11 protein-coding genes are annotated in these 11,716 nt (G+C 45.9%); 5 read left to right on the forward strand and 6 right to left on the reverse strand.

Going from position 1 to position 11,716, the window contains the following annotated elements:
- Positions 1 to 102 precede the first annotated feature (102 nt).
- The 3 genes from MmiAt1_RS06035 to MmiAt1_RS06045 form a co-directional block, all read right to left on the reverse strand.
- Positions 103 to 462: a hypothetical protein gene (locus MmiAt1_RS06035; protein ID WP_318785990.1), complete on the reverse strand. Its 360-nt coding sequence runs from the start codon at positions 460 to 462 to the stop codon at positions 103 to 105.
- 369 nt (positions 463 to 831) lie between these two features.
- Positions 832 to 2,796 carry a phosphoadenosine phosphosulfate reductase domain-containing protein gene (locus MmiAt1_RS06040; protein WP_318785991.1) on the reverse strand — a complete coding sequence of 655 codons (1,965 nt, stop codon included), beginning with the start codon at positions 2,794 to 2,796 and terminating at the stop codon, positions 832 to 834.
- 61 nt (positions 2,797 to 2,857) lie between these two features.
- Positions 2,858 to 3,229 carry a TIGR00304 family membrane protein gene (locus tag MmiAt1_RS06045; protein WP_318785992.1) on the reverse strand — a complete coding sequence of 124 codons (372 nt, stop codon included), beginning with the start codon at positions 3,227 to 3,229 and terminating at the stop codon, positions 2,858 to 2,860.
- 233 nt (positions 3,230 to 3,462) lie between these two features.
- Between MmiAt1_RS06045 and MmiAt1_RS06050 the strand changes: the two genes are divergently transcribed.
- Positions 3,463 to 4,758, forward strand: a complete 1,296-nt coding sequence (locus tag MmiAt1_RS06050; RefSeq protein WP_318785993.1) for a proteasome-activating nucleotidase — start codon at positions 3,463 to 3,465, stop codon at positions 4,756 to 4,758.
- A gap of 105 nt (positions 4,759 to 4,863) precedes the next feature.
- Here MmiAt1_RS06050 and MmiAt1_RS06055 read toward each other — a convergent pair whose 3' ends face one another.
- The 3 genes from MmiAt1_RS06055 to MmiAt1_RS06065 all read right to left on the reverse strand — a co-directional run bounded on the left by MmiAt1_RS06055 (position 4,864) and on the right by MmiAt1_RS06065 (position 7,809).
- Positions 4,864 to 5,313 carry a hypothetical protein gene (locus MmiAt1_RS06055; protein WP_318785994.1) on the reverse strand — a complete coding sequence of 150 codons (450 nt, stop codon included), beginning with the start codon at positions 5,311 to 5,313 and terminating at the stop codon, positions 4,864 to 4,866.
- Positions 5,314 to 5,467: 154 nt separating this feature from the next.
- Positions 5,468 to 6,796 (reverse strand): NAD(P)/FAD-dependent oxidoreductase, encoded by a 1,329-nt coding sequence (locus MmiAt1_RS06060; protein WP_318785995.1) that lies wholly within the window; start codon positions 6,794 to 6,796, stop codon positions 5,468 to 5,470.
- 170 nt (positions 6,797 to 6,966) lie between these two features.
- A complete protein-coding gene (locus tag MmiAt1_RS06065; RefSeq protein ID WP_318785996.1) occupies positions 6,967 to 7,809 on the reverse strand; it encodes a methanogenesis marker 8 protein in 843 nt (280 codons plus the stop codon).
- Between the two features lie 320 nt (positions 7,810 to 8,129).
- Between MmiAt1_RS06065 and MmiAt1_RS06070 the strand changes: the two genes are divergently transcribed.
- The 4 genes from MmiAt1_RS06070 to MmiAt1_RS06085 all read left to right on the forward strand — a co-directional run bounded on the left by MmiAt1_RS06070 (position 8,130) and on the right by MmiAt1_RS06085 (position 11,637).
- Complete coding sequence (locus MmiAt1_RS06070) at positions 8,130 to 9,296, forward strand: LL-diaminopimelate aminotransferase (protein WP_318785997.1); 1,167 nt, start codon at positions 8,130 to 8,132, stop codon at positions 9,294 to 9,296.
- A gap of 101 nt (positions 9,297 to 9,397) precedes the next feature.
- Positions 9,398 to 10,126: a UPF0280 family protein gene (locus MmiAt1_RS06075; RefSeq protein ID WP_318785998.1), complete on the forward strand. Its 729-nt coding sequence runs from the start codon at positions 9,398 to 9,400 to the stop codon at positions 10,124 to 10,126.
- A gap of 231 nt (positions 10,127 to 10,357) precedes the next feature.
- Entirely contained in the window at positions 10,358 to 11,317 is a 960-nt protein-coding gene (locus MmiAt1_RS06080; protein ID WP_318785999.1) for a mechanosensitive ion channel family protein, read from the forward strand.
- Positions 11,318 to 11,472: 155 nt separating this feature from the next.
- On the forward strand, positions 11,473 to 11,637 hold the full coding sequence (locus MmiAt1_RS06085) for a hypothetical protein (protein WP_318786000.1): 165 nt from the start codon (positions 11,473 to 11,475) through the stop codon (positions 11,635 to 11,637).
- The last annotated feature ends 79 nt before the right edge of the window (positions 11,638 to 11,716 follow it).

Below are 11,716 nucleotides of genomic sequence, written 5' to 3' on the forward strand. Positions count from 1 at the left end.
ATCATTGCAGACCAATTTTTAGGAAAAATACACCGAAGTAGTATAAAATGTATCCGATGACTGAAAAGAGGGATTGTATGAAGATACAGATCAATTTACAGATCAATTCTTTTTCTTTCCCGCGGGAAGACAAAATGCATCCTGAGCCGCCAGCTTTTTGGCCGCGTTGCCGGACACCTGCTTTGTTGTGTCTCCGGAAACGGCTTTTTGCGCATTTCCTGCCGGCAGCCGGCCCGCGCCGCTTGAAACCTGTTTGGGCGCGCCGGTTTGACTTGGCGGCAGCCGCTTCATATTGGCGGCAAGCGCCGGATTTTCTTTTTTGGCCTGAACTTGCGGCGGCGCTCTCGGACGCTCGGCTTTTCCGATTTCAATCGTTTTGAACGGGAAGCCGGCACCGTCGCGGAATTCCGTGATTTTGGTAATGAAGAAAAGTTCTTTCTTTTCAAAAAGACAAACTTCCATTTTGTCGCCGTGCTCAAACGGCGTCTGCATATCGCGAACGACAACCGTGAAGTTTTGGAAAGGCTATCCGCTGAATATGATATCTTTAAAAACACGCCCGTCTTTCTTGACCAGGTGAATTTTAATGTCTCCCGTTCTGAAATTAATCATATTCTTATGCCTCCGTTTTTGACAATTTAAGACAAATTAAAATAAATTAAGCTGAGGATGTTATTTCAACATCCGTAACAGAAGAAAAGAACGAAATGATATTATTTATAATGTTTTCACTCTGATTTACTATATTCATCAGACATTTTAATATTCATCATAACAGTCATCATAATATTCATCATCAACTCAGTAAAACCGCTTACAGTTCCGGGTAAATTATAATTCATCGTTTCGCTCAATATTTATTTTTAATTCTTCCGCCAGTTTGATCATTTTCGGCGGCAGCTGCTCCCAGCGCCAAAAGCCGTGTTTGACAAATTCATCGGACACGCCTGTTTTCTTTGCCCATCCGCTCAAATACGTTTCCCAGCGGCCGGCGAGTTCGGGATGAATTTTTCTCATGCGTTCGTATTCGGCCTGGAACGCCGCGGGGCACATCCAGCAGCCGATTCGTTCTAAACCGTTGTCATAGAGCGAGTTGTACGGCAGTTTTCGCCAGTGAATGTAAAGCCAAACCTCACTGGCCCGCCAATCGCGGATCGGGAAAATGTTGAGCTGTCCTTCCACATTCGGATTGGTATCCATTGTCGGAATTCTGGACCGCATAAACGATTCTTGCCGGCGTTTGCCGTCAAGCGACAAATGCGGTTTGCCTTCGGCAAGGCGGTTGCTTGAATTGAGCTTGCAGACTTTGCAGCACCAGCGCGAATCCTTTGTCGGATGATCCTTTTCTTTGAGCGTTTTCCAAAAATCATCGCCGGCACTCATCTCTTTGAACGGAATGTTTCGGCTTTCACAATATGCCCGCGCGAATTCGACCGTTTCGGGATAGTCGATTCCGGTGTTCAAAAAAACGGCCGTAAACGGTCTGTGAACCAGCGCCGAGGCCGCCAAATCCAAAACAACAAGGCTGTCTTTGCCGCCGCTGAACGAAACAAAAACAGGCTTGTCTTTGTTGTCTTTCAAATTCACGGCGCCTTTAATGGTGTTCATGGCGTTTTTGCCGAGCGCTTTGATGTGTTCTTTATTCGCGGCAACAACGTCTTCCATCGACGGCGTTTTTTCGGACAATTGAAACGCGGCCGGGTCTTCGGAAGTGATATTTTTAACTTTCAGAATCTGAGCGTCCCGAATTTCCTCGTCGGATTTTGTGGACATTCCCGCCGATTCGCCTTCGTTTTCCTTTTTGACGCGGTAAAAATCTTCGCTTGAAGCATGCGTGACGCCGTATCCGGTTGAGTTGCCGCTGACAATTAAAACCGGCTCTCCTTTCTTGATTCCCGGCGGGAATTCTTCGATTAAATCGTACGTCACATTTTTGCCGTTCAAATGCGTTTTGGCTTTTCCGATCCTGACAACGCGGCCGGCCGACGCAAAATTGTACGGCTCGTTAAAGAAGAGTTTCGAGCCTTCCAAAGACGGTTCAAAGACGAAATCCAGAATTTTCAAATCAAAACGAAGTGTTCCGACAACGCGGCCGTCAGCGATAATTTCAAGCGACTGGTCGTCCCCCGGAATTTTATTCAGCAAAAGAACACGGCCTTTGAGCGGATTGCATGAAAACAAATTCAGCATATGCTTTTCAATCAAATCGTAATCATAACCTTGGGCAAAACGGACGTCTGCCGGCTGGGAAAGTGTGATTTTTTCACCGGCCGATCCGCACAGGCCGCAAGTTTCCCCGATGAGCGGGAGATTGCATTCTCGACACCAAAAAATAAAATCATTGTCATAATGAACGCGGTTATTGTTGTTTTTCTTAAAAGTCCGCGTCTCTGCTTCCTGAAGCTTGCCGAGGTCTTTTGCGCTGTAACCGTCGGTGTAACGGCTGTTTCGATTGCTGCCGCCGTTTTCGCCGCCGCGGCCGGTATTTCTGCCGCTTCTGCTGCTGCCGTTGCCGCCGCCTCGGCTGCCGCTGTTGCCTGCGTTTCTGTTGTTGCCGTTGCCTGCGTTTCTGTTGTTGCCGTTGCCTGCGTTTCTGTTGTTGCCGCCGCCGCCATTGTTATCGGTGCTGCCGCTGTTGCCGCTATTGCCGGCGTTGGTCCTGCCGCCGCTGCTGCCGCCCTTATAGCTTCCGCTTTTCGGAGCGTTTTTTGCGTCTTTGTTTCCTTTTTGTTCCCCTCTGCCTTTGACGCGGTATGTGTCCTTTGAATTTTTTTGAGTCGGCGGCCGTCTTGCCATAATTTTCACCCTGAATTTATGTTTTTTATTGTACTTGGAATTGGCTAATGTGTTTCTGTTATTAAAGGCGAACTATTCGGGACATGATAAACCAAAGAATTAAAACGATCAGAAAAAATGTCAGCGCATATTTAAAAATGCTTTTATCGAATCGGAATCCGCCGTCTCCGAAAACAATCGGAATCGGGCCGATCAGAATCATACCGCCCGTCTTTGAACGCGGTTCGCCGCCAAAATTGTCCGCCCCGTTTTCGGATTCTTTTTCAAATCTGTTCGGCTCGGAGTCATAAAACTGAAAATCTGATTCCGGATTATGTTTCCGGTTTTTCGCCCAAAAATTTAATCCGATTGTCAATAAAATGGAAAGGACAATTGAAATGATGATTGAATAAATCAGTCCCGGCCAAAAGAAATATACATTAATGTCTGCCATGCGCCTCTGTTTCCTTTTCGTTTCCCTTTTGTTTTCGTCTCTGTTTCCTTCTCTATTTTCTTTCTGCTTCCCTTTTGCTTTCTTCTCTGTTTCCCTTTCTGTTTCTCTTTTTGCTTTCTTCTCTGTTTCTTTTTACTCCTTTTGATTATTACGGCGGTTTTAATTTATGAGTTTTGCCGATAGATTGCTGACAGAAAAAATTATTATAGAACAAACCTTCAAGGATAGATATTATGTCAGAAAACGATTTTGAAAATACACAAAATTTATCCGATCCGGTTCCGATCGAAAAAACGGCGGGAACAGATTCGTCTGTTTCAATTGATCCCGAGCAGCTGGCGTTGGAAAACGAAGAGCTGCATGAAAAAGTCAAAACGCTGACGGAAGAAGTGTCGGCTGCTCAGATTGAAAACGGCGAACTGAAAGCAAATGTCCTGAAAATGACGCAGATCATTGAGGATCACCGCTGGGAAATCCGCCGCCTTAAGAATCAGATTGACGATTTAACGAAAACGCCGTTTTTCATTGCAACCGTTATGGAAATTTTTGATGAGGAAGTGCTGATCAAACTGCACGGCAACAATCAGGAAATTTTAACGCACAAGGCGCCGGATTTCGAAGACGATCTGGAGCCCGGAATGCGCGTTGCCGTCAACGGCGCCGCTTACGTGATCATGGACATTTTGAGCCAGTCAACAGACGTCCGCGCTCAGGTGATGGAACTCATTCAGTCGCCCGATGTCAGCTACGACCAAGTCGGCGGTCTCGGCGATGTGATTCAGGAAGTCATTGAAACGGTCGAACTGCCGCTTACGCAGCCGGAACTCTTTGAAAAGATCGGCATTGAACCGCCGTCGGGCGTTCTCCTTTACGGAAGCCCCGGAACCGGCAAAACGCTGATTGCCAAGGCTGTCGCAACCCAGGCAAACGCGACATTTATCCGCATGTCCGGATCCGACCTCGTTCAGAAATTCGTCGGCGAAGGCGCCCGCCTTGTCAAAGATATTTTTGCAATGGCCCGCTCAAAAGCCCCTGCAATTCTTTTCATCGATGAAATCGATGCCGTCGGCGGCACAAGAACATTTGACGGCACCAGCGGCTCCGCCGAAGTGAACCGAACAATGCTTCAGCTGCTGGCCGAAATGGACGGTTTTGACGGCCGCGGCGATGTCAAGATCATGGCGGCGACCAACCGAAAAGACCTGCTCGACCCCGCGCTTCTGCGCCCCGGCCGCTTTGACCGCGCGATTGAAGTGCCGATGCCCGATGAAAAAGCACGCTTCGAGATCCTTCAGATTCACACCAAAAAAATGAACTTGGATTCCGGCGTGGACCTCGCGAAACTTGCCAAAGAAACAACAGACTTCAGCGGCGCCGATTTAAACGCCGTCGCCAGAGAAGCCGGCATTTTCGTCCTCCGAAGACGCGGCAACACAGTCACAATGAAAGATTTGAAAGATGCCGTTAAAAAAGTCAAAAGAGACGAAGAAGAAAACAAGTTAAATGCGCCGAATGATATGTTTGCATAATCGCAAACATCCCTTCCTTTTTTTTATTTTTGTTTTTTTATTTTTTTCAAAAAACGCAGTGCCCTTTTATTTTTGTTAAATAACGAGTTTTCTTTTTTTAATTTTTCAAATTTGTGCGGCTCGCGCGCGACGGCGGCGGCAGGAGCAAAGTCTGCAAGTCGGCAACTGTATTAACGGAATCGGTAAGGTAGCTGTGCAAACGGAAACAGTGAGGCAGCAGTACAAACGGAAACAGTGAGGTAGATGTGCAAACAGAATCGGTAAGGTAGCAGCGCAAACGGAATCGGTAAGGTAGCAGCGCAAACGGAATCGGTAAGGTAGCTGTGCAAACGGAAACAGTGAGGTAGCAGCGCAAACGGAATCGGTAAGGTAGCAGCGCAAACAGAATCGGTAAGGTAGCTGTGCAAACGGAACCGGTAAGGTAGCAGCGCAAACGGAAACAGTGAGGTAGCAGCGCAAACGGAACCGGTAAGGTAGCTGTGCAAACGGAATCGGTAAGGTAGCTGTGCCCCCGTTCGCGTAGCGAACGGATGTGCTAAAAATGAGATGATGCATATGGAAACAATGAGCTGACTGCCAACACTAACTGCTGCGCCAACGCCAACTGCTGCGCCAACACCAACTGTGTCAACGCCTGCTGCGCCAACACAAACGGCAACAATGCAAACGGCAACAATACAGACCCGCCGAACTGAAAAAGAAAAACAAATCAGAACAACGTTTTCAAAAAAGTCCCGAACAACTTCGCCATTTTCAAAGAATGTTTTGAAAGCATCAGTTTTTGAATCAAAACAGAAGGATGGTCCATGTCGCCGTATTCGGTAATCAAATCCAAAATTTCCGGATCATTCAGCCCGTCAAAGATTTTATTCATTTCTTCATCGCTCAGCTTCATTCTGTAATCATGAATCCGCATTCCGATCTCAAGTTCGCGCCCGAGTTCTTTTTTCCAGCGCTTTTCATACTCCGACATTTTCCGTTCGGAAAAATCGCCTTCTTCAATCGCTTCCGCCGCAACCTTTGCCGCAATTTTCGCGGCAACCGCTCCCGTGTAAATGCCGCCGCCCGAAACCGGCTTGCATTGGCCGGCCGCGTCGCCCGCAATCATCAACCCGGCCGCATAAGTTTTTTTCATCGGACCGATCGGAATGCCGCCGACAACAAAATCAGAATATCCAGGCGTGATTTTTGCATCAATCACAGGATTCTGCAAAAGAGTGTTCAAATAATCGCCGGCAGAAACCGGTTCAATTTGCTCGGTTAGTCCAGCCCGTTTCAATTCCGCTTTTTTCATATCAGAATCAACCGCAAGGCCGATTCTTGAAATCGTTTCAGAAGCCGGTATCGACCATGCAAAAAATCCCGGCGCTGCGCTTCCGACAAACATTTCCACAAAATCAGAATCTTCCGACAAATAATTCGCTTCAATTTGAACGCCCGACAATACTTTTTCACACGGCGCAAGCCCGGCAAAACCCGCTGTTCGGCTTCGGACACCGTCGGCCGCAATCACAACTTTGGCATAATATGTTTGAATCTCACCGTTATGAATCACTTCAAGCGCTTTGACTTTCATATCGCCGCTGTCATCCGCAAAAACGCCGTCCGTTAAGCCGACAACCTGCGCTTTCATCAAATAATCGGCGCCTTCGTTTGCCGCCATTTCCGCCAGCCTCCTATCAAACATTTTTCGGGAAACGACATACGCTTTCGTTTCTTTGCCGACAATTTTCAATTGCTTTCCCGACGGCGGATAAACTTTCGCACCTTTGACCGCGTTCAGCACGAAAGAAGAATCCGGTTCCATATCCGGTTCCAGAAGCGCCGCCGTGCTGAGAAGGCCGGCGCACTGGACCGGAGATCCGATGCTTGCGTTTTCTTCAATCACAAGAACGCGGGAAACGCCGTTTAATTTCGCATATCGGGCGGCAACAGATCCCGTCGGGCCGCCGCCGACAACAATCAAATCATAAACAAAATCATTCAAATCCTTCAAATCATTCAAACCATTCCGTTTATTATTGTTTTTTGCAATCAAAGCGTTCACCAATTCCTTTTATGGTTGTTTGTTCCGATTCGTTTATTTCGACCGTTTCGGCTGCTTATTTTGACCGGTTTTGTGTTTATTTCGATCGTTTCGGCTGTTTATTTCAACCGATTTTGTGTTTATTTCAGCTGCTTTTGCTGCTTATTTTGACCGGTTTTGTTTTATTTCGGCTGCTTCTGTTCGGGCAGATACGGCAGCGGCATTGTATTCACCAAAAGCGAACCGTTGACATATTTCGCGCGCTCCAGAAGAAGTTCTTTGCCGTTTTGCGTCAGCGCTATCAGCGGAACCGACGTTCCGACCTGGAGCAGCGGTTTGACTTCTCTCAGGCAGCGGGAAGCGCAAAGTGTAATGATGTCGGCATTTTCGGCCATTATCTTGGAATCCGTTCCCGATAATCCTGTTGTGTGAACGCCGATAATTACAAAAGAAACGCCGTCCAACGTTTTTTCATATTCTCTGATGTCGGCGGCGGTTTTGGCATCTGCCGTTGTGACCGCGATTTTTATGTAGCCGAGTTCCGCCGCTTTTTCGGCGCCGGCAAGCGGGTCAATGGCGGCGGTTTTTTCATCCAGTATGATGCCGTCCCGATCTTTGATTTTTTGAATCGTTTCGGGAATCGGAGATGTTTCGACAAGGCCGGACATTCTTGCGCCCATGCCCTGAACCAGTGACGGATTGGCTGTGATGACCGTTCCCGCGCCGTCGCAGACGCTGACGGACGCATCAATAATGCCGTGAGAAAGGCCGGACATCATCGTTTCAGAGGCGCCGAAGCCGACAAAATCTTCAAAATCATCCAGCAGGCGGTTCGGTGTGAAAAGGCCGAACTTTTCAATGCGGAATTCCATATTTTCCTTGATTTTTTCGGGCGTGATTTCTTTGATGCCGCGCGCTTTTTCAAAAAGGGAACACCATTTGATTTCAGGCTCCGATACTTCGACAACTTTTCCGTTTTCAACGACGACGCGTGCGTTTCCGACCATTTCCATTACATGATGCATAATTTTACCTCTCGCTCAAAAATAAATAAAAAACGTGATATTAACAGATAATCCTTAAAGAACAAACCATTTATCATTTTAAAAATGTTTCGTCGGCTTTTGATTTTATTTTCGCGGCGGATTCGGCGGCGAAGTTTTCAAAAACAAGGCGCAAAATATTAAATATTGAATCTCGTACCCCAAATGAAAATAAAATTTATGAATTCATTATTGAAATTTATAAAAACTTTAAATCATAAAATCGATTTGAATTTTTTACAGAATTTAACAAAGTTTAACAAAATTTAACAGAAATCATTGATTCTGACAAGTGATGTATTATGAAATATGCCCAACGTATTGAAACCCTTCCGCCGTATCTTTTTGCTTCGATTGACGAGTCCAAACAAGCTTTGATTCAAAAAGGCGTTGACGTGATTGATTTAGGCGTCGGCGACCCCGACAGACCGACACCGAAACACATCGTTGATTCCATGGTTGCAGCCGTTCAAGATCCGTCCAATCATCAGTATCCGTCTTACACAGGCATGCTTGCGTTTCGAGAGGCGGCCGCCAAATGGTGCAAAGAATCCCGCGGCCTGGACTTTGACCCGAAAACGCAAGTCTTGTCTTTGATCGGCTCCAAAGAAGGTGTCGCGCACGTTCCGCTCGCGTTTGTCAATCCGGGAGACGTTGTTCTCTGCCCGAACCCGGGTTATCCGGTTTATGCCATCGGCACGAAATTCGCCGGCGGCGTTCCCTATGATATGCCGCTTCTTTCGGAAAACGATTTCCTGCCGGATTATGAAGTGATTCCGAAAGACGTTCTTCAAAAGACGAAAATGATGTTCCTCAATTATCCTAATAACCCGACGGGCGCGGTTGCCGACAAAAAATTCTTTGAAGAAACCGTTGAGTTCGCGAAGGAAAACGATATCTTGGTTGTTCACGACAACGCTTATTCGGAAATGGTTTATGACGATTACAAAGCCCCGAGCTTTTTGGAAGTTGACGGCGCGATGGACCTCGGCATCGAGCTTTATTCCATGTCCAAAACCTACAACATGACCGGCTGGCGCCTTGCCTTTGCCGTCGGAAACAAAGACATGATTGCAGGCTTCGGCAAAGTGAAAGCCAACATCGACTCCGGCGTCTTTGACGCGGTTCAGCATGCGGGAATTACGGCGCTCACCTCTTCTCAGCAATGTATTTCGGACATGAACAAAGTTTACCAGGAAAGACGCGACGTTCTCGTCAAAGGATTGGCTTCCGTCGGTTTGGAAGTCAAGCCGCAGAAGGCGACGTTCTATCTCTGGTGTCCGGTTCCGGAAAGCACGAACTCCATGGACTTTGCCAAGATCTTGCTCGAAGATGCCGGCATCGTCGCAACGCCGGGCGTCGGCTTCGGCAGCGCCGGCGAGGGATATGTCCGCTTTTCACTCACCAAAGAAGTTGACCGCATCAACGAAGCGGTGGCCAGAATGGATAAAATCCGCTCCAAAATTTAATTGAAATTTTAATTTAACAAATTTTAATTTTAATAAATTTAAATTTTTGATTCTGAATCGGTATATCCGATTCTTTCTTTTTTATTTTCGGGTCTGTAAACATGTATCAAAAAGAAGTTTTTCAGTTTAAGCAGACGATTGTAACGATTTTGGCGGACAATGCCGATTTGATTGAAATCGCGAAAGCCGAGATTCTCAAAAGCCGCTCGATTATTGAAAATTATATTTTTCAGAATCCTTTTTTTGAAATCACGTTGGAAGCTTACGAAATTGATGAAAATGCGCCGCCTTTGATTCAAAGAATGATTGAAGCCGGCAATGCGTTCGGCATCGGTCCGATGAGCGCGGTTGCAGGAACGATTGCCGAAGCCGCGGTTTTGAAAATGAAAGAAAGCGGCGCGTCTTTCGCGCTTGTCGATAACGGCGGCGACATCGCGATTTACAATACGGAAAATAAACCGACGGTCGTCGGCGTTTACGCGGGAAACAGCACGGTTCAAAATTTGGGCTTTTCAATCGAGCCTTCCGATGAAATCATCGGAATCTGCACGTCATCGGGAACGGTCGGTCCGTCAATCAGTTTCGGGAAAGCCGATGCCGCGATTGTTTTTTCAAAAAATGTTTCGCTTTCCGATTCGGCGGCGACGGCGCTCGGAAACGCTCTCAAAGAAGGCGGCGCCGAAAATATTGAAAAAGCATTGCCCGCCGTTTCAAATGTCGAAGGCATTGAAGGCGCGGTTTTGATTCAAGGTGAAAACATCGGGATGGCCGGCAAAATTCCGAAAATCGTGAAAGCGAACGTTGATTACGATATTATCACAAAAGGCTGAGTTTTACTTCGTTTTTTGTAAACCCTTCATCGGTTTTGCAACTGTTATTTCGTTTTTTTGTTGTTATTTTGTTGTTATTTCGTTTATTATTTCGTTTAATTTGCAAACTTTTCATCATTTTTTGTAAGTTAAATATTTATAAAAACTTCCTAATATTCCATTTGTATAATATTTCATTTATAACAATTCTGACAACTTTACAATTTTGATAATTTTGACGCGGGTGAAAATATGGCGCTTTTGATTGATTTAAATTTGTGGGAAAGATTTCACGACAATGTGGAAGCGATGATTGGAAATTTTGTCGAATACCTTCCTGAGATTGTTTTTGCTTTGATTATTTTTATATTAACGTTCATTGTCGCTCAATTCATAGATAAAAAAATTACCAAATATTCGGCCCGCCTTCAAAAAAGGATGCGCGTGGGGCCGACGAAATTCGTGATGCTGCGTCACGTCATCATCGGCTTGGTTTATTTGATCGGCTTGGTTTTGATTTTCTATACGATTCCGCCGCTTCAAAAATTATCAACGGCGATTTTGGCGAGCGTCGGCGTCCTGGGTATCATTTTCGGTATTGCGGCGCAGGATTCTTTTGGAAACATTATTTCCGGAATCGCGCTTGTCTTTTTCCAGCCTTTCCGCATCGGGGATTTGATTACGGTCGGCAGCAATTACGGCCGCGTCACGGACATTAATCTGCGGCAGACAACGATTAAAACAAGCGACGACCGCATCATTCTGATTCCGAATTCCGTCCTGAACAAAGAAACCGTCATCAACTGGACTTACGACGATACGATTGTGCGCTGGTCTTTTACGATTCAGATTTCCTACGACTCTGACATTGACCGAGCACGTGCAATCATGATTGAAGAAGCACGCAAAAATCCGTATGTCCTTTCAAAAGAAGTTTTGGCGCGCAAAAAAGGCGCCGGCGAAGATGTCCGCGCCCGCGTCTCGGACTTGGCAAATTTCGGCGTCAATATTCTGCTGGATTTCTGGGTGAATGACCGCGACAACGCCTATTCCGCCGAATACGCGATTCGTGAAAATATCAAAAAGAGATTCGATAATGAGCCGAATGTTTCAATTCCGCTTCCTCAATATGTTTTGTCGACCGGCGCGCCGATGGATGTCCGTTTGAACGGCAGCGGCCCGGCAGAACCGGAAGAAGAAGCAGCGATTTGAAATCGCTTTTTCTTTTATCTTTTTTTATTTTTCTTCTTTTGTCTTTTTTGGTTTTTGCTTTTGATTTTATTATCCGGCTCTTATTTCTGTTTTTTAACTTTTTCATTTTTCTAAATTTAAAAAATGAACCCCGGTTTTTCAAATCCTTTTGAAAATTGAAGCGGCTCGCGCGTGAACGCCGCCGGCCGCAAAAACAACAACAAAACAACAGTAAGGGCAACAAAGAAACAGCAAAGCAACAAAAAACAACAAAAAAACAACAACAAAAAAAACAACAACAAAAAGTAACAGAAAAAGCAACAGCAAAAAATGAACAATAACCGTGACTTTATATATCATGACAGTCATTATCACGGTTAAATCATTAATACATTCAATCCAAATTCAAATTATATAATT

It is taken from the genome of Methanimicrococcus hacksteinii (assembly GCF_032714515.1).
Classification (GTDB): domain Archaea; phylum Halobacteriota; class Methanosarcinia; order Methanosarcinales; family Methanosarcinaceae; genus Methanimicrococcus; species Methanimicrococcus hacksteinii.